Raw genomic sequence first — 21,780 nt, 5'->3', positions numbered from 1 at the left:
GGCAGGCCGGAGATCGGCCCTCAGCGGTCTGTACCGGCGGTCAAGGGGCCTGGTGGGGCGCTCGGACGTGGGGTGGCCTGGTCATGGTGGAGGGTGGGACGCGTGAGAAATGGCGATGTGAGAGCGTGTGAGACGTGAGTGGCACAGAGACGCCGACGATGAAATACCAGATAGATGGCCCTGAAGGCGCCCCATGGCTGGTACTCGGCCCCAGCCTCGGCACCACCAGCTTCATGTGGGACCGCCAGATACCCGAGCTGACCCAGCACTGGAGGGTCCTGCGCTACGACCTGCCGGGTCACGGCGGCGCCCCCGCCCACGCCGCGCCCTCCGTCGCCGAGCTCGCGGACCGGCTGACCGCCACCCTCGACGGGCTCGGTGTCCAGCGGTTCGGGTACGCGGGCTGCTCGATCGGCGGGGCCGTCGGGGCCGACCTGGCCCTGCGCCACCCGCAGCGGGTGGCCTCGCTTGCGCTGGTGGCCTCCTCGCCCCGGTTCGGCACGGCGGACGAGTTCCGGCAGCGCGGGGTGATCGTCCGCACCAACGGTTTGGAGCCGATGGCCCGCACCGCGCCGGAACGCTGGTTCACCCCCGGCTTCGCCGCCGCGCAGCCCGCCATCGTGGAGTGGGCCGTCCAGATGGTCCGCACCACCGACCCCGGCTGCTACATCGCGGCCTGCGAGGCGCTGGCCGCGTTCGACATCCGCGACCACCTGGGCCGCATCGGCGTCCCGACGCTGGTCCTCGTCGGCGCGGAGGACCAGGTCACCGGCCCCGCCGAGGCGCGCACCCTGGTCGCCGGGATACCGGACGCCCGCCTCGCGCTCGTCCCCGGCGCCTCGCACCTGGCCCCGGTCGAGCAGCCCGCGGCCGTCTGCGACCTGCTCCTGACGCACTTCTCCACCGCCTGGCAGGACGCGCCCACCACGGCCCCCGCCATCCCGCTCGTCCCCGGCCCTGCCACGCCCGCCACGCCGTTCGCCCCGCTCGCCGAGATCGCGGCGGCACCCGACGCGCCCGAGGCCGTGGGTCCGCAGCGGGTCAGCCGCCACGAGCGCGGGACGAAGGTGCGCCGCGAGGTGCTGGGGGATGCGCACGTCGACGCCGTGAACGCCTCCACCGACCCGTTCACCGAGGACTTCCAGGAGCTGGTCACCCGGTACGAGTGGGGCGAGGCCTGGAGCCGGGACGGGCTCGACCGGCGTACGCGCAGCTGCGTCGCGCTCACCGCGCTCGTCGCCTCCGGCCACCTGGAGGGCCTGGCCGCGCACACCCGGGCCGCCCTGCGCAACGGCCTGACGCCCGCCGAGATCAAGGAGGTTCTCCTCCAGAGTGCCGTCTACTGCGGCATCGCGGCGGCAGGCGCGGCCTTCACCATCGCGCAATCCGTGATCCAGGAGGAAACGACCCCGCCCGCGTAGCAGGATGGAGCCATGAACGCATCGCCTCAGCCACTCACGCTCACCAAGAAGACCCACTCCTGCGTGCGGATCGAGAAGGAGGGGCGCGTCCTGGTCATCGACCCGGGCGGCTTCTCCGAGGACGACGCGGCCCTCGGCGCCGACGTCCTGCTCGTCACGCACGAGCACCCGGACCACTTCGACGAGGCCCGGCTCCGGGCGGGGCTGGAGGCGAATCCGGCGGCGGAGATCTGGACCCTGCGCAGCGTGGCCGACCAGCTCTCGGCCGCCTTCCCGGGGCGCGTGCACACGGTCGGCCACGGTGACGCGTTCTCGGCGGCCGGGTTCGACGTCACCGTGCACGGGGAGCTGCACGCGGTGATCCATCCGGACATCCCGAGGATCACCAACGTCGGCTTCCTGGTGGACGGTTCGGTCTTCCACCCCGGCGACGCGCTCACGGTCCCCGAGCGCCCCGTGGACACCCTGCTCCTGCCGGTCATGGCCCCCTGGAGCAAGATCTCCGAGGTCATCGACTACGTACGCGAGGTCAAGCCGCGCCGCGCGATCGACGTCCACGACGCCCTGCTGACCGACCTCGCGCGGCCGATCTACGACCACCAGATCGGCACCCTCGGCGGCGCGGACCACGGCCGGCTGGCCCCGGGCGGCACCACCGAGCTGTGAGCCCGGCGGCCGCTGTCAGTGGGAGCCGCTAGGTTGGCTGCCATGCGCATCGCGACCTACAACGTCAATTCGATCACCGCCCGGCTGCCGAGGCTCCTGGCCTGGCTGGAGAGCAGCGGCACCGATGTGCTGTGCATCCAGGAGACCAAGTGCACGGCCGAGCAGTTCCCCGCCGAAGCCCTGCGCGAGGCGGGGTACGAATCCGCGGTCAACGCCACCGGCCGGTGGAACGGGGTCGCGCTGCTCTCCCGGGTCGGCCTCACCGACGTCGTCTCCGGGCTGCCGGGCGGCCCGGAGTACGAGGGGGTGCAGGAGCCCCGCGCGATCTCCGCGACCTGCGGCCCGCTGCGCCTCTGGTCGGTCTACGTTCCCAACGGCCGAGAGGTCGAGCACGAGCACTACACGTACAAGCTGGCCTGGCTGGAGGCCTTGCGGAAGGCCGTGGCGGCCGACGCGGCGGGGTCTGTGCCGTTCGCGGTCCTGGGCGACTTCAATGTGGCCCCGACCGACGAGGACGTCTGGGACCCGGCGCTCTTCGCGGGTGCCACGCATGTGACGCCCGCCGAGCGCGCGGCTCTCGCGGCCCTGGAGGGGGAGGGGCTGGGCGAGGTGCTGCCCCGCCCGCTCAAGTACGACCGCGCGTACACCTTCTGGGACTACCGGGAGCTGCGCTTCCCCAAGAACAAGGGCATGCGGATCGACCTGACCTTCGGCAACCCCGCGTTCACCGCCGCGGTCAAGGACAGCTATGTGGACCGCGAGGAGCGCAAGGGCAAGGGAGCGTCCGACCACGCGCCGGTGGTGGTGGACCTCGACCTCTGAGCGGATACGAGCCGGGGCGGGCGGAGAGGCCGCGAACCCTCTGACAACCCAAGGTTGACACTCTCACGGTGTCAACCTACGGTTGTCACATGACGCAGCCTCTCCCTGTCACCCCTTCCGTGCGCCTCGACGATCTGATCGAGGCCATCAAGAAGACCAACGACGACGCCCTGGAACAGCTCTCCGGCGCCGTCCTCGCCGCCGACCACCTCGGCGACGTGGCCGACCACCTGATCGGCCACTTCGTCGACCAGGCCCGCCGCTCCGGCGCCTCCTGGACCGACATCGGCCGCAGCATGGGGGTCACCCGCCAGGCCGCCCAGAAGCGCTTCGTGCCGAAGAAGGGCGAGAGCTCCTCCGACCTGGACCCGAACGAGGGCTTCAACCGCTTCACCCCGCGCGCCCGCAATGTGGTGGTCGCCTCCCACAACGAGGCCCAGGCCGCCGGGCACGCCGAGATCGTCCCTGCCCACCTGATCCTCGGCCTGCTGGCCGAGCCCGAGGCCATCGCCGCCCGCGTCCTCGCGGGGCAGGGCGTGGAGCCGGACGCGGTGCGGGCGGCGGCGACCGCGGCGCTGCCCGCACCGGTGGACGAGGCGCCGGAGCTGATCCCGTACGACGCGGACGCCAAGAAGGTCCTGGCGCTGACCTTCCGCGAGGCCCTGCGCCTCGGCCACAACTACGTGGGCACCGAGCACATCCTGCTGGCCCTGCTGGAGTTCGAGGACGGCTCCGGCGTGCTGACCGGCCTCGGCCTGGACAAGGAGGCCGTGTCCGCAGCGGTGGAGCGGGCGGTGGGCGAGGTGGCAGGGGCGCTCGGGCAGCAGCCCTGAGGCTCCCGAGCGGCCCCCGCACCACGTGGACGGCGGCCTCAGTGCACCGAGAACCCGCCGTCCACGCACAACGACTGCCCGGTGACGTACGCCGACGAGCGCCCCGCCAGGAACACCGCGGCCCCGGCGAAGTCCTCCGCGAGCCCGTTGCGGCCGACCATCGTCCGGGCGGCCAGCGACGCCACCTTCTCCGGGTCCGACTGGAGGCGCGCGTTCAGCGGGGTCAGCACGAACCCCGGGACCAGGGTGTTCACGGTGACGCCGTACGGGGACCACGCCTCGGCCTGGGACCGGGCGAGCGACTCCAGGCCGCCCTTGGACACCCCGTACGCCCCGCTGCTCACAAAGGCGCGGTGGGCCTGCTGCGAGCTGACATGGATGATCCGCCCGTACCCCCGCTCGGCCATCCCGGGCCCGAACCGCTGCCCCAGCAGGAACGGCGCCTTGAGGTTCACGGCCATGGTGGTGTCCCAGACGTCCTCGCCGAGGTCGTCCATGGGCGGCCGCAAGTTGACGCCGGCGCAGTTGACAAGAATATCCGGCTCCCCAAAGGCGGCCACCATCCCATCGGCGGCCGCCCGCACCCCCTCACCGGTCCCCAGATCGGCGCTCACCCAGGCGGCCTCGCACCCGATGGCCTCCAACTCGTCGACGACCGCCTTCAGTTCACTCTCCCGACGCGCCACCACGACCACCCGTGCCCCGGCCCGCGCGAGCGCCCCGGTGACGGCCCGCCCGATCCCGGAACTGCCCCCGGTCACGACAGCGACCCGGCCGGCCAGTGAGAACAGGTCCGAAACATACGTCTGCGTACTCATGCCCCAACCCTATTGATCGGACCGGGTCCGGGTTCCGGGCTCGTTGACCTTCCGCGAGCAATCCGGTGAGGACGCGCGGACGTCGCCGCCGGATGCGCAGGCGGCTTACCACGGCATCGACGTCGCCGACCGCGGCGCCGACCCGGAGGGCGACGCGACCCGGACTCCGTCGGAGACGGAGCACCTGCTGGCCACATGGATCGTCAAGGCCTGGCAGAACCGGCGGCTCAACCAGTATGCGCCCGCCTGGATCCGGCAAGCTGTCACCGTCATCGAGACAAACAGGCGGAGACGCACATGGCCGCCGTCCATCCCCCTCCACACCCCGTTCACCCGGGACGACACCAAAGCCAGATCCGACATGGCCAACGACGGTTGAGTCTTCACGGCCTTCAGCCGGTATTGCCCCGCCTGCCTGACAGACATCGCCGGTCTTCCGGGCGGGTCGGTCCGGCAGGGCTCGTGGCGGTTGCCGCACATGTTCCCCCGCACACGCCCCCACTGCCTCAGGGCCCTCGTCGAGCCCGAGCGGCTGGCGTCACACCGCATGAGCGCTGGACCGGAAAGGGTTTGTCACGGCGGGGAGACGTCGACGATGATCACCTCATGACGACCAGAAAGGGTCATGCCTTCTAGGCGCCCCGCTTCGCTCTCCACCGCACGCGCACCGCCGGCCGCCGCTCATCCCAGCGCCCGCACGCAGTGACCGCACACCCAGGAGAGCCCCGCCAGTGCAGAAGACCGCCCTCGTTTCCTACGCCCACCTCCCCCGAACGCACCATGACCGCCACGTTTTGACCAGTACCGTCGACGTCTTCGGCGTCGCCCACTGGCTGCTTGCCGACCGCGCTCCGCAGCCCGGCGTCGACGTCCTGCCCTTCGACGCACTGGTCGTCTCCGTTCATCCGGGCGGCGACGTCGAGCTCACCGAGCTGAGCGCCCTGCGGGCCCGCTGGCCGCACCTGGACCGCCTGCCCGACGGCGGGTTCGTCGTCGCAGCCTCCCGCGCCCGCCGGTACGAGGACGCCGACCAGGTCCAAATCTTCGACGCGCCCGGCCGCGAGACCTTAGGTCGCTGCCGCTTTGAGCGAGCAACCGACAACCCGACACGGCCGGTTCCCTTCGGAGCGCCGTGGGAAGGCCTGGGGCAGTGGACGCTGGAAGAGGACCGCTTCGACCACGTGGGCGTGAGCGCCCACTACGCCGGCGGTTTCAGCCGGCCACCCGCTCTCGGCGCCGTCACCGTTCACGGGCGGACCGGCCCTCAGATCGAGTTCGCGGGCATCCAGCTGATCGGCAGGGCCGTTTCGGCCGTTGATACAGCCCTGACCCAGCACGTCGAAGAGCAAGACCTGGGCCTGGTGATCGGCTGTGGCGGCGATCTGGGGGTCGACGGTCTCAACATGTTCGTACGGGCCGGCCGAGCCGGGGACGTCCTGGTGAGTGAGGCCCGGTTCTGCCAGGAGCAAGGGGAGGACCACGGCTGATCGACGCGCTTCGGGACCGCTCGCCGCTACCGTGCCTTCGGTGATAGGCCCGGACGCAGGCGCTGACGGCCGGGCGCCCGCACCCGCTTCCGCCGGGGGTCCGCGCGCCCTGTGGTGCGGAACCTGGCAAGGGTGGGACCCTAGTGGTATGAACATCCCTTTCTTGGACAACTGGCGTAAGCGTCAGGGCAGTACGCAGGGGCACGCGCTCGCGGCCGCCGTCGAAGCTGATCCCGACGGCGTGGCCGAGCTGCTCGCCGAATGCGAACTGCTGCGTGCCCGGGCGGGGCAGCAAGGACTCGAACTCGACGACACCCCGGCCTCGTTGTCCGCACTCGACCAGCTCCCGCCGCGCTGGCGCGACGACCAGGAGGAGCTGCCCTGGCTGGGCAACGACGCCGGTCTCTACCTGGGCACCGTCATCGTGCGCACCGTCCCGGGGTCGGCGTGGGACATCTGGCCGAGCGGGCAGCCCGTGGTGCGGCTGGAGTCCGGGCGGGAGATCGACGTCGTCGCCGCCGGGCTGGACTGGGCCATGACCGGCAGCCCCGAGCTCTCGCAGGTGTACGCGGAGTCGGCCGAGAACTGATCGTCATGGCCGAGAGCTCACCACCAGGAACTCATCACCAAGAGAGATAAGCAGCCTTATGTACCATGTGGGCGTGTCGGGTGCGAAGTCCCTTTCCGGACTGCATAGTTTGCGCTGACCTCGACACAGCGACAAGTGGGTAGGGCAGCGCATGGCCGTCGATCCGTTGATCGAACTGAGGGACGTCAACAAACACTTCGGAGAGTTGCACGTACTTCAGGACATCAATCTCACCGTCGGCCGCGGGGAGGTGGTGGTGGTCATCGGCCCCTCCGGCTCCGGGAAATCGACCCTCTGCCGGGCGGTCAACCGGCTGGAGACGATCGAGTCCGGTTCCATCCTGATCGACGGCAAGCCCCTCCCCGCGGAGGGCAAGGGCCTGGCCCAGCTCCGCGCCGAAGTCGGCATGGTCTTCCAGTCGTTCAACCTCTTCGCCCACAAGACCGTGCTGGCCAATGTGTCCTTGGCCCAGCTCAAGGTCCGCAAGCGCAAGAAGGAGGAGGCCGACCGGCGCTCCCGGGAGTTGCTGGAGCGCGTCGGCCTCGCCTCCCAGGCCGACAAGTTCCCCGCCCAGCTCTCCGGCGGCCAGCAGCAGCGCGTGGCGATCGCCCGCGCCCTGGCCATGGACCCCAAGGCGCTGCTCTTCGACGAGCCCACCTCGGCTCTCGACCCGGAGATGATCAACGAGGTGCTGGAGGTCATGCAGCAGCTCGCCCGGGACGGTATGACCATGGTCGTGGTCACCCACGAGATGGGCTTCGCCCGGTCCGCCGCCAACCGCGTCGTCTTCATGGCCGACGGCCGCGTGGTCGAGGACCGCACTCCGGAGGACTTCTTCACCGCCCCGGAGAGCGACCGTGCCAAGGACTTCCTGTCCAAGATCCTCAAGCACTGACGGGGGGCCGATCGTGTTGCGTACCAACAGCTTGCCCACCAGCAGTGACCGCCGTCGCCGCCGTCCCGCCGCCCTCGCCCTCGGTCTCCTGCTCACCGTCCTCGCCGCTGCCTGCGGCAAGGACGGCAGCCCGCCCGTCAAGGGCCCGAAGGCCGAGGCGCTGCCCGTCTACCAGGTGGACCAGGGCTTCGAACTGCCCGAGTCGGCCACCTGGCGGAAGGCCGAGCGGCGTGGCTATCTGATCGTCGGCGCCAAGGAGGACCAGCCCTATCTGGGGGAGAAGGACCCGGCCAGCGGTGTCTACTCCGGCTTCGACATCGAGATCGCCCGGATGATGGCGGCCTCGCTCGGCTTCGAACCGAAGACGATCCGCTTCCGGACGATCGCCTCCGCCAACCGCGAGACCGCCCTCCAGAACGGCCAGATCGACTACTACGTCGGCACCTACACGATCAACGACATGCGCAAGAAGCTCGTCGGGTTCGCCGGTCCCTACTACATGGCGGGCCAGGGACTCCTGGTGCGCACCGACGAGAACGACATCAAGGGCCCCCAGGACCTGGCCGGCAAGACCGTCTGCTCGGCGGCCGGCACCACCCCCTACCAGCGCATCGCCGAGGACTACCCGAAGGCCGTCCTCGTCGCCTACGACACCTACTCGGTCTGCGTCGACAACCTGCTCACCTACCAGGTCGACGCCGTCACCACCGACGACGCCATCCTGCTGGGCTTCGCCGCCAAGGCGCCCGACGAGATGAAGGTCGTCGGCAAGTCCTTCTCCGAGGAGCCGTACGGCATCGGGGTGCAGCGCTCCGACAACGCGCTGCGGTTCGCCCTCGACGACGCGCTGGAGGCGAACGAGAAGAACGGCAACTGGAAGAAGGCGTTCGAAGCGACGCTGGGGCTCTCCGGAGTGCCCGCGCCGACCCCGCCGCCCATCGACCGCTACCCGGCGAACTGAGGGGACGGCGCCACCCATGGACGTACTGACAGACAACTTCTCCCTCTACGGCAAGGGCTTCCTCGGCACCGTCGAGCTGACGGTCTACTCCTCGGCCCTCGCCCTCGCCCTCGGCTTCGTCATGGCCTCCTTCCGCGTCGCCCCCGTCGGCTCGCTGCGCGTGCTGGGCACGGTCTGGGTGACCGTGCTGCGCAACACCCCGCTGACGCTGCTGTTCTTCGCGGTCCTCCTCGGCCTGCCGCGCTTCGGCCTCGTGCTGCCCTTCCAGCTCTTCGCCGTCCTGGCGCTCGGCTGCTACACCTCCGCGTTCATCTGCGAGGTGCTGCGCTCCGGCATCAACACCGTGCCCACCGGCCAGGGCGAGGCCGCCCGCAGCCTCGGCATGACCTTCGGCCAGACCCTGAACACCATCGTCCTGCCGCAGGCCTTCCGCTCGGTGATCCCGCCCGTCGGCTCCACCCTGATCGCGCTGGCCAAGAACTCCGCAATCGCCGGCGCGTTCAGCGTCACCGAACTCCTCGGCACCTACCGGACGCTCAACGAGCTGGGCTACAGCATCATCTGGACGTTCATCTGGATCGCCGTCGGCTACCTGATCATCACCCTCACCATCAGTGCGCTCTTCACCGTCATGGAGAAGCGCTGGGGAGTCGCCCGATGACCCATGTCCCCTCGGCCACCGCGCTCTACGACATCCCGGGGCCGCAGGCCCGTAAACGGCATCTCCTGTACGGAATCGCCTCGACGGCCGTGATCCTCGCCCTCGTCGGCTGGATCGTCTATCTACTCTTCGACACCGACCAGTTCACCGCCGAGAAGTGGCGCCCCTTCGCGTACAAGGGCATCCAGGAACTGCTCCTGCGGGGCCTCGGCAACACGCTCAAGGCGTTCGCGTACGCCGCCGTGCTCTCCCTCGCCCTCGGCGCGGTCCTCGCGGTCGGCCGGCTCTCCGTGCACCGCCCGGTGCGCTGGATCGCCACCCTGCTGGTCGAGTTCTTCCGGGCCATGCCGGTGCTGGTGATGATCTTCTTCATCTTCGTGGCGCTGAAGGTCCAGCCCCTGCCCGCCCTGGTCGCCGGGCTGACCCTCTACAACGGCTCGGTCCTCGCGGAGGTCTTCCGCACCGGGATCAACTCCGTGGACCGGGGCCAGCGGGAGGCCGCGTACGCCCTCGGGATGCGCAAGACCCAGGTCACGACGTTCGTCCTGGCCCCCCAGGCCGTGCGCGCGATGCTGCCGACCATCATCAGTCAACTGGTGGTCGCCCTCAAGGACACCTCACTGGGTTACCTGATCACCTACGAGGAATTCCTCCACGCCGGAAAGCTGATCGCGTCGAATCTCGACTACGATCTTCCCTTCATCCCTGTCGTGATGGTGATCTCTCCGATCTACATCGGTCTGTGCATGTTGTTGTCGTGGTTCGCCACCTGGGTGGCGCGACGGCAGCGGCGCAATCCGAGGACGGAGGCGGTGGGGGTGGCCCCGGCCGAGCCGGGGAAGCTGCTGCCGGGAGGGCAGTAGCCGGGTCCCACCTGCCCGGCAGCAGTCGGTGATCACTTCTCGCGCAGCGGGACCGAGAGATGACTCGGGTCCGTGGAGGGCGAGGAGAAGGTCAGCTGCGCGCCGGTCGGGTTGGCCTGAGTTGGCCTGACTTAGCTCTCGTTAGCCTCGGTGGGCAAGATCGTTTTCCCATTTTTTTCCCATCCGTCTCCCATGGCGGCAAGGGGCGGACCGGCGGGGTCGGAGACGTCCCCGCCGGTCCGCAGCCGGCCGATCGACCTACGTGCCTGCGCGGCGGAGAGGGCTTGGCGGGTTGTCCCCGGGTGCCCGGCCTGCGGCAGGTGAGCGGCGCCTCCTCGGCTGGCGGGTACTCTCGCTTCCCCTGTCCCGGGTCCCATGAGCCCCGGCCACACATTCTCCGGGTGTGATGGCGTCTCAGCTCATGAGCATTCTCACGCCGCGTGATGCATCTCGGCACATGTGAATCGCTGTGCCGCCGCGGCGGGGGAGGGCACAGGTTCGCGGAAGTGTTCTCCCTTGACCTCGCTCACGCCGAGGTCGACGCGTTCGCCGTCTGGCGTGACGGCGCCCCCTTCGTGCTCCTCAACACCCTGAAATCGGCCGTATGAGGCCGCGTCGACGCCGCTCACGAACTCGGGAACCTGGTCATGCATGGCAGCGAGCACGCCTGCTCGGGTCCCGAAGCTGAGCGCCGAGCGAATGCCTTCGCGTCCGCGTTCCTCATGCCCAAGGCAAGCGTCCTGGGCCGCATCCCGTCGGGTACGCACGTCGACCAGATCATCCGCGGCAAGCGAATCTGGAAGGTCTCCGCCATGGCCCTGACGTACCGCCTGCGCGATTTGGGGCTTGCTCACGGACTGGCAATGCAGGTCGACTTGCGCGGAATTGGGCCGGTTGGGATGCCGTTCCGCCGAACCCGAGGGCATGCGGGAGCGGGAAACATCGAAAGTGCTGACCAAGGTTTTCGCGGCGCTGCGCACAAAGGGTGTGAAGCCTTCTGTCGTAGCCGCGGAACTGGGGCTGACGAGCGAGGAGATGAACAGGCTTCTGTTCGGCCTCACGCTCACAACCGTCGTCGGCGGTGGACAGAAAACCGCACCCACTCTCACGCGGGTCCTGAAGTTCCTGCCGTGGACTGGACAGCGGTTGTTTACGCTGCCGGGGTGAGGTTCTGCCTGAGCAGGGATCTCGTTTCGAGCGGGGTGACGTATCCGTAGTCGGGGTGCCGGCGGAGTCGGCTGCGGTTGTATTCGACCTCGACATACCGGAAAACGTCGGCCCGGGCAGCCTCACGGGTCTCCCAGAAGGTCGTCCCGACTTCCGCTTTCAGGAGGGCGAACCAGCTTTCCGCGGCGGCATTATCGTAACAAGAGCCGACCCGTCCCATGGACTGCCTCATGTGCAACTTGCCTGTTCTGGCGCGCAATTCGTCACTGGTCTACTCGCTGCCGCGATCCGTGTGCATGATGCAACCGCGCTCCACCGAACTCATCCAATTGCCCTGCGGCTGCTGCGATTGCCACCGTGGTGATGCCTCTGCCGTCACGCCGCTACGGAGACAAGTGCCTCGTCCACACATTCGCATGTACCGAGAACGGATGATGAGCATTCGACCAAGAGCTAATCAGAGTACTTGAGGAAATCCCCGATGTGCTGCACGCTCGGCCGGTAACCGTTCGAGGTGTCCACCGTCAGCGTCGGCACACTAAGGGAGATGGGCTTGAACCGGTCATAGGAGAACTTTCCATCGGAAATGGCATCAAGGAACTCCTGGTCCGCGTGGGCGGACCGATGAGCAGAGTTCTTGGCGCGCTCAACGATCCTCTCCTGGGCAAGGGTTGATGACGTAGTGCAGCGCACGATGCGAATCCGGGCGATCTCGGAAAGAGGTTCGAGACCACTCCTCCACAAGTCGTCTTGGAACGCCGCCTCGGCCACCACCGTCACCCTTGCTCTCAGGAGGGTCGCCATCACTTCGAAGAAGACGTCGAGTGTCCGATAATTGAGGGGGTCGACACCACCACTGCGGTAGTGAGGTGTGGTCAGAACCATGCCCTGCTTGATCTCGTCGCGAATGATCGCGGGGCATCCCAGCTCTTGTGCGATCTTCTGGGCCAGCGTTGTCTTGCCGGTACCGGGCGGCCCGCTGACAACGGCCAGCGTGGGCAGTTTCACGAATCCGCCATTGTGCGACATCGGCCCAACCTTACTCCGTCTGCTCGATGGAGGATCCACCGATAAGTTCTTCGACGAACGGATCCAGGCGCGAGACCCGGGCCGGAAGCTTCGCCGCCGGGGCGCTTACCGGCTACTGGGTGCGCGCCACCAGCGTCCCGCCGCCTCCGCTCCCGCCCTTCTTCCTCCGCCCCGAACGCGCTCGAGCACCGGAGGGGTCACACGGCGGGCTGTTCGCCCCTGGACTTCAGCGTGATCCCCTCCGGCGCCCGCCGCAGCGCGCGGATCGCCGGGATGGCGAGCATCGCGGCCAGCAGCACGAACGACATGACCGACGAGAAGATCAGCACCTCGTTCGCGCCGAACGCGTCCGCCGCCGGGCCCGCCAGCGCGCGACCCAGTGGGATGACCATGATGGAGCCCGCGACGTCGTACGCGGAGACGCGGCTCAGGACCGTCAGCGGGATGTGAGACTGGACGCTCGTCGCCCACATCACGCCCCAGAACGCGAAGCCGTAGCCTGCGACGACGTGGGCCACGGCCGTCGCCGCGAACGACCATTCCAGGGCCGGGGCCAGGGGGTTGAGCGCGAAGCAGAGCATCGCCAGGGCGCCGGCCACCAGGGGGCGGCGCGGGCGGACCCGCATGCCGATCAGGCCGCCGATGATCGTGCCGGCGCCGTCCGCCGAGGCGATCCAGCCGTAGCCGCTCGCCCCGTGCTGCTCGATCATCAGCGCCGCGCCCAGCGGCAGCGCGGGGCCGAACACGAACAGGCCGTAGACCGACCAGACCGCGATCACGCCCCACAGCCACTGGCGGGACCGGAACTCCTGCCAACCGGTCGCCAGCCTGCGCCACAGCGGGTCGTCGCCCTCGTCGCGTTCCGTGTGCAGCTTCCGTAGCGGCAGCAGCACCAGGGCGCTCAGCGCGTACGCCGCCGCGATAACCAGGTACGAGCCCGATACCTGCCAGTAGGCGACCAGGATGCCCGCCAGACCGGGGCCCAGCAGGGTGCTCAGAGCCTCGGAGATCCGCAGCAGCGCGTTGGCTTTCTGGATGTCCTCGGCGACCCGGGGGACCATGCTCGCCATACCGGGCTGGAACATCGCCGTCGCGGCACCGCTGAGTGCCATCAGCCCCATGATCTGCCACAGCGGGACGCTGTCCGAGAAGAAGAGCAGCGCGCCGAGCGTGATCATGGCCAGCATCCGCACCAGGTCGGCGCAGATCATCATCAACTGGGGGGTGAACCGGTCGGCCAGCACTCCGCCGAAGAGCACCAGCAGGACGATCGGGGTCATCCACGCGGCCAGCGCGTAACCGACGCCGCTCGCACCGTGGCCCGCGCCCAGCACGGCCGTGGTGAGGGACACCATCAGCATGCCGTCGGCCAGCAGTGAGGCGCTGCGGGCTGTGAAGAAGAGCCGGAACCGGTTCGACCGCCAAGGGCTGGGCAGCGGCCCCTCGTGCTGCTTCTGCGGGAGGTTCGTTTCGTCAATGCTCATGTCGTACCTGCCGGCTCCTGCCGGTCCCTTCCTCGATGATGTGCAGCCGACGCCAGGCGTCGCTCCGGTCCCGCTCGGCAGGCGGGCTTTCGACGAGCACGTAGCGGGCCGGGGCTATGACCCCCGTACCGCCATGGGCGGGGAGCTCGGCCATCAGCGCCTTGTGGACCCCGGTCGGGGTCGGAGCCGTGTCACTGCCGCGCGCGATGTATGCGACCAGGTCGGAGCCCTCCGCGTCCGTTGCGATGTGCACCGGCAGGCCCCCCACCGCCGCTCCCAGCGCGTCCCGTACGGCGGACGGTGAGACCCAACAGCCCTTCACGCGCGTCCAGTCGGGACCGCGCACGGCCGGCCGGACGCCCGTCACCCCGGTGAGCGAGTCCAGCGGTACGTCCCGGGTGGCGGCAGCCTCCAGCAGCCGTACCAGGCCGGTCAGGAAGCCCTCCGCCTCGTCCGGGGTGAACAGCGCGGGATCGGCCCACAGGGAGATGTGGAGCTGGGGCGCCGTTTCGTAGGTGAAAGCCAGCATGCGTGTTGGCAGCGCTTGGAACGACCCCCAGGTCAGGCTGGGTTCGGCCGCTCGGTCCTCCTGCGGTGAGGTCGACAGGAGGGTGGCAGGAAGCACGCTGACGTCGTTGAACACCACGTCCCGCGCGAAGTGGCTGCCCCGTTCCCCGGTGACCCGGTCGATCATCTCCCACAGTCTTACGGAGTCGAACTGACTGTGCCGGTAAGCGTTGAGCGCGGCGCCCCAGGTCTTGCGGACCAGGGTGTCGAAGGACGGAACCCGGATGTCCAGGCAGAGCAGGGCGTCCTGGGACAGGGTGTTCACGGAGCGGGCGATTGTGGGGTGGAACCGGTTGGAGGTCGGGACGGCGGTGACGCAGGAGTCCTGGCCCGACCGGTGGGCCACCAATGCGCACCAGGCCGCCAGCAGCACCGTGGATTCGGGGTTCCCGATGCGTTGCGCCGCTGCGGCGAGCGCCCGCGCGCCGCGCTCGGACCGGAGCGTGAGCTGCCGGGCCCGGCCGTCTGCGCCCGCGGCCCGCGGCTCGGCGAACATCTCCTGCGGCTCGGTGCGGATGATCCTCTCCCAGTACCGCAGCGATGCCTCCGACTTTTGCTTCCCGGTGGGGGAGGCTTCCTGGGCGGCCAGGTCGAGCGGGGCGAAGGAGGCAGGGGAGGGGAGTTCCTCCCCTGCCAGCAGAGCGAGGAACTCCTCCCGCAGCACGGCCAGCGCGCTGGCGTCCGTTACCGCGTGACTGGATGCCAGGGCGGCGTGCACGGGTACGCCCCCGAGGGTGAGCAGCGAGATCCGCAGGGGGAATTCCCGGTCCAGCGCGAAGCGGCCGGCGCGGGCCGCCCGCGCCACCGACTCGGCGTACCGGGCGGGCTCCTCGGGGAACTCCGTGTGGTCGACGACGGTCACCGTGAACGTGCCCTCGGCCGCCACCACCTGCTCCACGGGCGCGGTTCCCGGGCCGTGCGGGAACGTGGTGCGCAGCCCTTCGTGGCGCAGGGCCAGGATGCGCAGGGCGTCGATCGCGGCGTCCACTGCGGTGCCCGCGGGGATCGCCCACACATCGTGGTTGTTGATGTGCTCGGGGTCGTCCCGCAGAATGCAGCGGATCATATTGGCCTGGCCCATGGTGAGGGGGCCGCGGCGCTCGTCTCCACCCGCGTAGGTGACGGAGACGGTACGCGGAGCGTGTGGGGTAGGCGGGGGGTTCAGATGCATGGTGTCCTTGCCGACAGAGGTGTTCATCGGTTCACGACCAGGCCCGCTTCGGCGCTCGCGCGGGCCAGCGCCTCCCAGTGGTCCATCAGGAGAGCGAAGTCGGCCATGTCGCCCCGGGCCTCGTCCAGAAGGCGGGAGCGGTTCTCCGTGAGTGCGTCCGCGACCGTGGTGTGGCGTCCGCCGAGCCGACGGTAGGCGCGTTCGACGCTGTCGAGGCGGTGGACGACCTCCGCACGGTCGAGACCGACGCTGTCCCGGACGAAACCGGCGACCACGGATGCCCGGACATGGCCCTCGGCGTCGAGCAGCGCGTCTGCGGCCGCCGACGTCCTCGCGTGCACGGCGTTGAGATACGCCATCGCCAGCAGGAACTTCGCGAACCGCAGCTGGTAGGCGAGGAAACCGGCCTCCGTACGCCGCTCCTCCGTATGGAAGTTGACGATGTGCCGGTTGTGCTGGAGGCCGGGCAGTTGTGCGTTGTGGGCGAGATGGAGCAGGAAGTAGTCGCTGCCGATGGTGTCCGTGGCGGGCGGCAGCGGAACCCTGCGGTAGACCTCGTGGTCGATACCGATGTTGCACATGTCCACGCGCATCGGGCTGATGGGGGCCAGCATGGTCCGGTCGCCGTCGAACGACGTCTTCCCGGCGCCCCGGAAGGACGCGTTGATCAGATGTTCCCGCCAGATCTCCGGCATTCCCTCCGGTATCGACAGGCCGACCAGTTCGCGGTACGTGTCCGGGTCGAGCTCGCTGATCTCGGCGACGTCCACCGACATCTCGCCCACGAAGGAGCCGCCCGCCAACGCCACCCGGCGGCCCTCGGACCCCGGCGGAAGCTTGCTCCGGTTCGCCGATTCCCGCACCTCGTATGCCTGTTGACCCAGGTAGGTGAGCTCCTGATGGAGAGGGAAGACCGGTTCGCCGTCGAATTGCTGGTAGCGGCTGTCGGAGTCCCGGCGGTGGACGGACGTGCAGCCGAGGGCCTGGGCGATGAGAAAGGCCCGGTTGGTGCACGCCCCGTAGGAGACGCGGCTCGGCAGCATGAGGTCCAGCAGCCGGTCGGGCCGGGCCGCCCCGGACCGACCGATCACCTCGCGCAGGAAGGCGCGCTGCGCGTCCTCGTCGAAATGGTGGACGGTCACACCGGGGGACGGGGGCAGCGCGGCCACCGCCTCCCGGTGCTCGGCGAGGACCGGCGCGGGGGAGGAGTCCAGCACCAGCAGATGCACCTCGACGCCGAACTTCTCTGCCCCGTAAGCGGCTTCCTCGCCGACCGCCGCGATGGTGCCGACGCAGGCCCGATGGGTGGGCAGGGTCAGACAGACGCGTCGCACGAAAGCTCCCCGCTCTGTGCGGCGGGTGCGGTGACCCCGGTGTCCCCGGTGCCCTGTGCGGCGGGTGCGGTGTCCTCAACCGGGTCCTGCCACGAGGCGAGCCCCAGCAGCCGGGCGCCCAGCGGGTTCAGTTCGGCCGTGGGGTAGCGCTTGGACTCGGGCAGCACCGGGTCGCCGACCAGGGTGCGGTTCCAGCGCGGGGTGCGCAGATGACGCCAGGACTCCACCCGGGACTTGCGCAGCCGCTCGTGCTCCTCCAGCGCGGGCATCATCGACAGGTACTGCACGGCCCGCACTCCACTCTGGGAAAGGTTGCGCGCCACGCCGTGGGCCAGCAGACCGTTCCAGATGAGCAGGTCGCCGGGGCGCAGATCCGGTCGTACGACCGGGAGCTCGTCCCGGTCGATGGTGGGGCGCAGGGGATCCCGGTCCCCGGGCTGGCCGACCTTCCAGGCGTCGAACTGCCGGAAGAGCTCCGGGCAGCACTGGAAACCGCCCGTCTCCGGCCGGGTGTCGTTGAGCGCGATGATGCCCTGCACCCGCTGCGGCGGGACGGCGAGCGTGGTGTCGATGTCCCAGTGGAGCTCGATGTCGAAGCCCCGGTCCGTCGGCTCGATCAGGGCGCGGTCACGGTTGCCCCGGTTGGGCGGGTTGAGGTTGAGCCGGTCCAGGGTGACCCACAGCTCCTCGCAGTCCCAGACGTCGACGAACGCGTCGTAGACCCGCTGCGACTGCCTGTTGTCCCAGAGGAGTTGGTGGTGGTATGCCTCCACGAAACCGTAGATGTGCAGTTGCTGGTCCAGCTCGGAGCGCAGCGGTCGGTCCTCGTACCAGCTTTCCGGCCGTTCGGGGTCGAGACCCTGGAAGTCCCAGGTGAAGTCGAGCAGCTGGCGCGCCACCGGGGCCGGGACCGCTTCCCGGACGATGACGTAGCCGTAGGTCTGCCAGTGGGCGAAGTCCTCCTCGGACAGCACCCGCAGCGGGCGCGACTTGTCGAGCTCCCGCAGGGCGGTCTGCGCGAGATAGGCCTCGCCGTCCGCGCTGAAGTACGGGAGGTCCGACGCCGCGCGGTGCAGGCGGGACCGACGGCGAGGGGTGGGTGTCGTCATGAGGTTCATGGCAGGTCCTTCTCCTCGGCCGGCCGTGCGGCGACCCCGGGGGAGCGGGGTCGCCGCACGGCGGGACGGATGGCAGTGCCGTGGTGGGAAGAGCCGTGACCACGTCGGTCAGCAGGATTGGTCCAGACCGCCTGGGCTGTCAAGTGCGCTACTCATATGGGGATATGGCATACCTACCTGTGCCAGGCGGCCACGGAACTGATACCTGCCGTTCGGTTTCTCTGGTCTAGACAACACCTGAGCAACGGGCCTACTGTCCAAGAGCGCGGTCGGAATTCGTGACGGGCTGTCAACCCGGCTTCCTGCCTGCGTTCCGGCCGCTGACGGCCCTGTTCAGGACCGCCGCCACGGCGATGTGGTCCGTACACCCGGTGGGTGTCCCGATTGCCGGCCCACACCGAGAAAGACGCGGTTTCATGAACACATCCAGCATCACGGCCCTGCCGGGTATCGAGCTGAAGAGTCCCGGTGCCGGGCTGATCACGCTGGACCCGGTCCGCACCGCCCTGCTGCGGGGCCTGGACGAGCTGCTGACCGGCCTGGCCACGCGGCTCGCCGCCCCGGAGGTCGTGGGGCCGCCCCTGCTGTCCGTCGAAGGACTCGCGCGGCTCGACTTCTTCCGCAACTTTCCTCATCTCGGCGTATCCGTCGGGCGGTTCGGCTCCGAGGCGCTCGACGGCCTGGCCTCCGGCGGCTCGCCCCAGAAGCTCCCGCTGCAGCCGACCGGCCATGTGCTGCCGTCCGCGACCTGTTACGGGCTGCTGCTCTCCCTGGAGGGCGAGGACGTAGGCGAAAGAGGGCTCAGGCTCTCGGCGGTCGGCCGCTGCTTCCGCAACGAGACCCACTACGAAGGTCTTCGCCGTCTGTGGGGGTTCCACATGCGGGAGGTGATCTACCTCGGCACCAAGGATGGAGCGAGCGAACACCAGGAACGTGGGGGGGAGTTCGTCCAAGAGGTGGCCGGGCGGCTCGGTCTCACCCTGACTCGGGCGGCGGCCGACGACCCGTTCTACGACAACGGGGGATCGCGGGCCCGTCTCATGGCGCTGGACCCGGTGAAGTTCGAGTACAGCGCCCCCGACGGCACGGCCATCGCCTCCGTCAACCGGCACCGCAACTTCTTCGGCGAGCGGCTCGGCATCCGGGCGGGCTCTCACGGGCCCGCGTACAGCTCCTGCGTCGCCTTCGGCATGGAGCGCTGGGTGCACGCGATGATCCTGGCCCACGGCACCGCCGAGCAGGCCCTGGAGCGGCTCCGCGCCGCCGGTTCCTGACCTCGACTCCTGGCAGTCATCGGAAAAGTTAGAGGAGCGTTTTCCCCATGCAACGTGTCGTAGCGTGGCTCAACGAGAAGAATCCCGGCCTCGACGGCCCGATCGGCGTCGAGGAGGATCTCATCGAGGCCCGCCTCATCGACTCGATGGACTTCCTGGAGTTCATCGATCTTCTGGAGGAAGTCTCGGGTGACGGCATCGATCTGCAGGAAGTCACCATCGACGACTTCCGCACCCTCGCCCGCGTCAAGGAGCGCTTCCTCGGCTCCGCCGATCTCGCGAACGCGCCGGGCGGCTGAGCACGGGCCGGTGACCCGTCACCCGCCGCCGTATCTTTCGCAGCCCGGTCTCCCGCCGTCTCACGAGAAGGGCGTGGCCGCCTCCGTGCTGGTCGCCACCACCGCCGAGGTGCTGGCGCACCCGGACCTGGACGAGGGCATGCTCGCCCCGTGGGAGCGGCGGCGGCTCGCGCGCATCCGGGTGCCGGGCCGGCGCGACGACGTGGTGGCGGCCCGGCTTCTATTGCGGCTGTGCGCCGCCCGGGTCATCGGCCGGCCGCCGCGGGAGGTGTATCCGGCCCAGCGCTGCCCTGGATGCGGGCGGGACGGGCACGGCCGCCCGTATCTGCCAGGTCATCCAAGGCTGGGCGTCAGCTTCAGTCACGCCGACGGCCTTGCCGCCGCGGCGGTAGGGCCGGGCCCGGTCGGCATCGACGTGGAGCCCCTCGAACGTCAGCCGGGACCCTTGACCGTACTGCGTCGGCTGCTGCCTGAGGCCGAGGTGGACGCCGCTGGTGCCGAACCGGAACCCGGCCCCGCGCTGCTGCGGTTGTGGGTGCGACGGGAGGCGCTGTTCAAGGCCGGGCGGGACGACGCCCGGCTGGTCGGGTGGACGGACCACCGCCGTGCAGCCGTGGTGGCCCTGGCGGGCGGCCCTGCGTGGCGAACGCGGACGGCGCCTGGGTTGTGAAGCCTCATCCCCACAATGCGGCCGAGACCTACGTAAATGCCTGACCGGCCGCGCTCATAGGAGACGACACCATTTGCGTGTGCGGGTCACTGCCGACACCGGGCACCGTCATCGCGACTGACGGTCGGTTCCACCGGAGACCGGCCGGGACGACAGCGCGCGGCGCCGGACGTGACCGGCGCAGGGAGCCAGGCCCCGTGTGTCTGCCGTAGACCGAATCGCGGCCCCTATTCCGCAGATCCCGTGGGGTCTCCGCCGGCGAGGCGCGCACCGGGGCAGGGGGCGGGAGAGTGCAGTCTGGAGCGTTGCGGTGTGCGTCGACCTCCGCATCCAGGCAGAGTGGTCAGACTTTCAGTTCCGGTGTGCTGCCTGCGTTACCCGCTATGGCCACGTAGATGGTGTTGGTCGAGGTGCCGCCGCGCAGCGGGTTGGGGAACTCCACCACGTGGGCGGTGGCGTGCTGGAAGGCGTCGGTGAGGTAGTTCGCTATCGCCCCGAGACCTCCAGAAGCCGAACTCGGGTCGGGGATCGATGCGGCCAAGACAGGCCGAATGACAGGTCATCATCGACCTTGGCGCCGATGTCTTCGATGGTCGGAGCACCAACCAATGGCAGATAATGAGCTGCGAGTTGGTAGGCCTCGGCGCCTCCCGGTGAGCGCCCGGGCACGACGGTGTCCCCTGACCGTCGCCGAAGCGCGACAACTGGTGGTGGGCGCGGCGAGCGAAGGGACCCACGGTGAGTCGTGGGCACCCGGATACCTGGACGAAGGTGATGTTGTGGGCGCCAGGCGGTTCCTGCGTACTTGTGCGAGCACGGGTGACCCACAGCCCTTCGGCCCGTGCGAGATCCGGCGCCGGCAGGACGGGCTCGCCGTTGGCGGTGTGGCCTTCCACGGCCTTGCCGACGACAGGGGAATCGTCACGATCGGCTACAGCCTGGTCCCCTCGGCGCAGGGCGGGGGATACGCCACCGAAGCGCTCCGGGCACTGCTGGGGTTCGCCCGCGACAACGGTGTGACAGGTGTGGAGGGCGATACGGATCACCAGAACGCCGCGTCCCAGCGCGTGATGAATGCCGTGGGCAATGCGCCTGGTCGCGCAGGACGACCGGCTCAAGTACTACCGAATTTCCTGGCCCGACGTGCCTACCACCGCAGTATCCGGCGCCGCTGAGCTGAGCTGAACGGAGAGCCAGGCGAGGGTCTGACCCCATGTCGGTTCGTCCTCGTGCCCGGCGGCGGGAAGCATGATGTTGTGGGGGCAGCCGGTGCGGGGGCATGGGTCCGGTCTCCCGGTCGCCGGCCTCCGGTCCGCGGACGATGAAGGGGCCCCGGGGTGAGCTCGGGGCGGGACACGTCGGCGTTTTCCGCCCCAACTGCGCTGCCGCCCCCTTGACGGCATCGACGAAGTCCGGGGGCGCGGATCTTGTCGTCCTTGCGGAACTCGTTCACTGTTACGGGCCTGAGCCGCTGGTGCCGTCTACGGTGCGTTCTCGCTGATGTCCTTGAGGCGCTGTCCGGAGGGAGGGGTCGCGGCCACGAAGTCGGCGCTCAGCACGTCGGCGTACGCAGCCAGGTCATCGTGGGTGGCCACCACGGTGCGGACGATGCGGTTGATCGTGTCCGAACGGGCAAGCCGTGCGCCCCGGG

The 21,780-nt window shown here is 69.4% G+C and carries 24 protein-coding genes and 1 pseudogene; 17 read left to right on the top strand and 8 right to left on the bottom strand.

Features of this window, described 5'->3' with window-relative positions; translation table 11 throughout:
- The first annotated feature begins 158 nt into the window (after window positions 1–158).
- From pcaDC to ACFWRT_RS27255, 4 genes are all read left to right on the top strand, one after another.
- On the top strand, window positions 159–1,421 hold the full coding sequence (gene pcaDC, locus ACFWRT_RS27270; protein ID WP_380952938.1) for a bifunctional 3-oxoadipate enol-lactonase/4-carboxymuconolactone decarboxylase PcaDC: 1,263 nt from the start codon (window positions 159–161) through the stop codon (window positions 1,419–1,421).
- Between the two features lie 12 nt (window positions 1,422–1,433).
- Entirely contained in the window at window positions 1,434–2,087 is a 654-nt protein-coding gene (locus tag ACFWRT_RS27265; protein ID WP_380952874.1) for an MBL fold metallo-hydrolase, read from the top strand.
- Between the two features lie 42 nt (window positions 2,088–2,129).
- Window positions 2,130–2,909 carry an exodeoxyribonuclease III gene (locus tag ACFWRT_RS27260; protein WP_380952873.1) on the top strand — a complete coding sequence of 260 codons (780 nt, stop codon included), beginning with the start codon at window positions 2,130–2,132 and terminating at the stop codon, window positions 2,907–2,909.
- Between the two features lie 89 nt (window positions 2,910–2,998).
- Window positions 2,999–3,742, top strand: coding sequence for a Clp protease N-terminal domain-containing protein (locus ACFWRT_RS27255; protein ID WP_380952872.1), 744 nt, complete (start codon window positions 2,999–3,001; stop codon window positions 3,740–3,742).
- 38 nt (window positions 3,743–3,780) lie between these two features.
- On the opposite strand, the gene ACFWRT_RS27250 is transcribed toward ACFWRT_RS27255, so the two are convergent.
- Entirely contained in the window at window positions 3,781–4,560 is a 780-nt protein-coding gene (locus ACFWRT_RS27250) for an SDR family NAD(P)-dependent oxidoreductase (protein ID WP_380952871.1), read from the bottom strand.
- A gap of 43 nt (window positions 4,561–4,603) precedes the next feature.
- Here ACFWRT_RS27250 and ACFWRT_RS27245 point away from each other — a divergent pair, with 43 nt between their 5' ends.
- The 9 genes and pseudogenes from ACFWRT_RS27245 (at window position 4,604) to ACFWRT_RS27205 (ending at window position 11,183) form a co-directional block, all read left to right on the top strand.
- The gene (locus ACFWRT_RS27245; protein ID WP_380952870.1) at window positions 4,604–4,939 is read left to right on the top strand and encodes a hypothetical protein; all 336 of its coding nucleotides are present in this window, start codon (window positions 4,604–4,606) and stop codon (window positions 4,937–4,939) included.
- A 352-nt stretch (window positions 4,940–5,291) separates the two neighbouring features.
- Window positions 5,292–6,047: a hypothetical protein gene (locus tag ACFWRT_RS27240; RefSeq protein WP_380952869.1), complete on the top strand. Its 756-nt coding sequence runs from the start codon at window positions 5,292–5,294 to the stop codon at window positions 6,045–6,047.
- Between the two features lie 148 nt (window positions 6,048–6,195).
- A complete protein-coding gene (locus ACFWRT_RS27235) occupies window positions 6,196–6,636 on the top strand; it encodes a DUF6278 family protein (protein ID WP_380952868.1) in 441 nt (146 codons plus the stop codon).
- Between the two features lie 151 nt (window positions 6,637–6,787).
- Entirely contained in the window at window positions 6,788–7,531 is a 744-nt protein-coding gene (locus ACFWRT_RS27230; RefSeq protein ID WP_380952867.1) for an amino acid ABC transporter ATP-binding protein, read from the top strand.
- Window positions 7,532–7,562: 31 nt separating this feature from the next.
- On the top strand, window positions 7,563–8,492 hold the full coding sequence (locus tag ACFWRT_RS27225) for a glutamate ABC transporter substrate-binding protein (protein ID WP_380952866.1): 930 nt from the start codon (window positions 7,563–7,565) through the stop codon (window positions 8,490–8,492).
- Window positions 8,493–8,508: 16 nt separating this feature from the next.
- Window positions 8,509–9,153, top strand: a complete 645-nt coding sequence (locus tag ACFWRT_RS27220; RefSeq protein WP_380952865.1) for an amino acid ABC transporter permease — start codon at window positions 8,509–8,511, stop codon at window positions 9,151–9,153.
- On the top strand, window positions 9,150–10,016 hold the full coding sequence (locus tag ACFWRT_RS27215; protein ID WP_380952864.1) for an amino acid ABC transporter permease: 867 nt from the start codon (window positions 9,150–9,152) through the stop codon (window positions 10,014–10,016). Before ACFWRT_RS27220 ends, ACFWRT_RS27215 begins: the two co-directional genes overlap by 4 nt.
- Before the next feature lie 647 nt (window positions 10,017–10,663).
- Window positions 10,664–10,789, top strand: a pseudogene (locus ACFWRT_RS27210) (ImmA/IrrE family metallo-endopeptidase); the annotation flags it as partial.
- Between the two features lie 175 nt (window positions 10,790–10,964).
- On the top strand, window positions 10,965–11,183 hold the full coding sequence (locus ACFWRT_RS27205; protein ID WP_380952941.1) for a hypothetical protein: 219 nt from the start codon (window positions 10,965–10,967) through the stop codon (window positions 11,181–11,183).
- Here the strand turns inward: ACFWRT_RS27205 and ACFWRT_RS27200 are convergent.
- From ACFWRT_RS27200 to ACFWRT_RS27175, 6 genes are all read right to left on the bottom strand, one after another.
- Complete coding sequence (locus ACFWRT_RS27200; protein ID WP_380952863.1) at window positions 11,167–11,403, bottom strand: IS3 family transposase; 237 nt, start codon at window positions 11,401–11,403, stop codon at window positions 11,167–11,169. The two genes, ACFWRT_RS27205 and ACFWRT_RS27200, sit on opposite strands and share 17 nt — an antisense overlap.
- Window positions 11,404–11,636: 233 nt before the next feature.
- Window positions 11,637–12,212 (bottom strand): P-loop nucleotide/nucleoside kinase family protein, encoded by a 576-nt coding sequence (locus tag ACFWRT_RS27195; RefSeq protein ID WP_380952862.1) that lies wholly within the window; start codon window positions 12,210–12,212, stop codon window positions 11,637–11,639.
- A gap of 197 nt (window positions 12,213–12,409) precedes the next feature.
- Window positions 12,410–13,696 (bottom strand): MFS transporter, encoded by a 1,287-nt coding sequence (locus ACFWRT_RS27190; RefSeq protein WP_380952861.1) that lies wholly within the window; start codon window positions 13,694–13,696, stop codon window positions 12,410–12,412.
- Complete coding sequence (locus tag ACFWRT_RS27185; RefSeq protein WP_380952859.1) at window positions 13,686–15,461, bottom strand: condensation domain-containing protein; 1,776 nt, start codon at window positions 15,459–15,461, stop codon at window positions 13,686–13,688. Before ACFWRT_RS27185 ends, ACFWRT_RS27190 begins: the two co-directional genes overlap by 11 nt.
- Window positions 15,458–16,768 carry a DUF6271 family protein gene (locus tag ACFWRT_RS27180; protein ID WP_380952857.1) on the bottom strand — a complete coding sequence of 437 codons (1,311 nt, stop codon included), beginning with the start codon at window positions 16,766–16,768 and terminating at the stop codon, window positions 15,458–15,460. The genes ACFWRT_RS27185 and ACFWRT_RS27180 overlap by 4 nt, the downstream gene beginning before the upstream one ends.
- Window positions 16,750–17,886: a phytanoyl-CoA dioxygenase family protein gene (locus tag ACFWRT_RS27175; RefSeq protein ID WP_380952855.1), complete on the bottom strand. Its 1,137-nt coding sequence runs from the start codon at window positions 17,884–17,886 to the stop codon at window positions 16,750–16,752. The genes ACFWRT_RS27180 and ACFWRT_RS27175 overlap by 19 nt, the downstream gene beginning before the upstream one ends.
- Window positions 17,887–18,302: 416 nt before the next feature.
- On the opposite strand from ACFWRT_RS27175, the gene ACFWRT_RS27170 reads away from it, so the two are divergent.
- The 3 genes from ACFWRT_RS27170 to ACFWRT_RS27160 all read left to right on the top strand — a co-directional run bounded on the left by ACFWRT_RS27170 (window position 18,303) and on the right by ACFWRT_RS27160 (window position 20,129).
- Window positions 18,303–19,160, top strand: a complete 858-nt coding sequence (locus tag ACFWRT_RS27170) for a class-II aminoacyl-tRNA synthetase family protein (RefSeq protein ID WP_380942499.1) — start codon at window positions 18,303–18,305, stop codon at window positions 19,158–19,160.
- A 47-nt stretch (window positions 19,161–19,207) separates the two neighbouring features.
- Window positions 19,208–19,459 carry an acyl carrier protein gene (locus ACFWRT_RS27165; protein ID WP_380952854.1) on the top strand — a complete coding sequence of 84 codons (252 nt, stop codon included), beginning with the start codon at window positions 19,208–19,210 and terminating at the stop codon, window positions 19,457–19,459.
- Between the two features lie 73 nt (window positions 19,460–19,532).
- Window positions 19,533–20,129, top strand: a complete 597-nt coding sequence (locus ACFWRT_RS27160) for a 4'-phosphopantetheinyl transferase family protein (RefSeq protein WP_380952852.1) — start codon at window positions 19,533–19,535, stop codon at window positions 20,127–20,129.
- Window positions 20,130–20,472: 343 nt separating this feature from the next.
- Here the strand turns inward: ACFWRT_RS27160 and ACFWRT_RS27155 are convergent, their stop codons facing one another.
- Window positions 20,473–20,670 (bottom strand): hypothetical protein, encoded by a 198-nt coding sequence (locus ACFWRT_RS27155; protein WP_380952850.1) that lies wholly within the window; start codon window positions 20,668–20,670, stop codon window positions 20,473–20,475.
- Between the two features lie 238 nt (window positions 20,671–20,908).
- On the opposite strand from ACFWRT_RS27155, the gene ACFWRT_RS27150 reads away from it, so the two are divergent.
- The gene (locus ACFWRT_RS27150; RefSeq protein WP_380952848.1) at window positions 20,909–21,304 is read left to right on the top strand and encodes a GNAT family N-acetyltransferase; all 396 of its coding nucleotides are present in this window, start codon (window positions 20,909–20,911) and stop codon (window positions 21,302–21,304) included.
- Window positions 21,305–21,780 lie beyond the last annotated feature (476 nt).

Origin of the sequence: Streptomyces cyaneofuscatus, assembly GCF_042718795.1 — a bacterium.
Classification (GTDB): domain Bacteria; phylum Actinomycetota; class Actinomycetes; order Streptomycetales; family Streptomycetaceae; genus Streptomyces; species Streptomyces cyaneofuscatus_A.
Note: the sequence above shows the minus strand (reverse complement) of the source record. Positions and strands in the feature narration are given on the sequence as shown.

Excerpts from the sequence above, each read along its gene's own strand:
- pcaDC (WP_380952938.1), top strand. The coding sequence starts at position 159 with ATGAAATACCAGATAGATGGCCCTGAAGGCGCCCCATGGCTGGTACTC.
- ACFWRT_RS27265 (WP_380952874.1), top strand. The coding sequence starts at position 1,434 with ATGAACGCATCGCCTCAGCCACTCACGCTCACCAAGAAGACCCACTCC.
- ACFWRT_RS27260 (WP_380952873.1), top strand. The coding sequence starts at position 2,130 with ATGCGCATCGCGACCTACAACGTCAATTCGATCACCGCCCGGCTGCCG.
- ACFWRT_RS27255 (WP_380952872.1), top strand. The coding sequence starts at position 2,999 with ATGACGCAGCCTCTCCCTGTCACCCCTTCCGTGCGCCTCGACGATCTG.
- ACFWRT_RS27250 (WP_380952871.1), bottom strand. The coding sequence starts at position 4,560 with ATGAGTACGCAGACGTATGTTTCGGACCTGTTCTCACTGGCCGGCCGG.
- ACFWRT_RS27235 (WP_380952868.1), top strand. The coding sequence starts at position 6,196 with ATGAACATCCCTTTCTTGGACAACTGGCGTAAGCGTCAGGGCAGTACG.
- ACFWRT_RS27230 (WP_380952867.1), top strand. The coding sequence starts at position 6,788 with ATGGCCGTCGATCCGTTGATCGAACTGAGGGACGTCAACAAACACTTC.
- ACFWRT_RS27220 (WP_380952865.1), top strand. The coding sequence starts at position 8,509 with ATGGACGTACTGACAGACAACTTCTCCCTCTACGGCAAGGGCTTCCTC.
- ACFWRT_RS27215 (WP_380952864.1), top strand. The coding sequence starts at position 9,150 with ATGACCCATGTCCCCTCGGCCACCGCGCTCTACGACATCCCGGGGCCG.
- ACFWRT_RS27200 (WP_380952863.1), bottom strand. The coding sequence starts at position 11,403 with ATGGGACGGGTCGGCTCTTGTTACGATAATGCCGCCGCGGAAAGCTGG.
- ACFWRT_RS27195 (WP_380952862.1), bottom strand. The coding sequence starts at position 12,212 with ATGTCGCACAATGGCGGATTCGTGAAACTGCCCACGCTGGCCGTTGTC.
- ACFWRT_RS27190 (WP_380952861.1), bottom strand. The coding sequence starts at position 13,696 with ATGAGCATTGACGAAACGAACCTCCCGCAGAAGCAGCACGAGGGGCCG.
- ACFWRT_RS27185 (WP_380952859.1), bottom strand. The coding sequence starts at position 15,461 with ATGAACACCTCTGTCGGCAAGGACACCATGCATCTGAACCCCCCGCCT.
- ACFWRT_RS27175 (WP_380952855.1), bottom strand. The coding sequence starts at position 17,886 with ATGAACCTCATGACGACACCCACCCCTCGCCGTCGGTCCCGCCTGCAC.
- ACFWRT_RS27170 (WP_380942499.1), top strand. The coding sequence starts at position 18,303 with ATGAACACATCCAGCATCACGGCCCTGCCGGGTATCGAGCTGAAGAGT.
- ACFWRT_RS27165 (WP_380952854.1), top strand. The coding sequence starts at position 19,208 with ATGCAACGTGTCGTAGCGTGGCTCAACGAGAAGAATCCCGGCCTCGAC.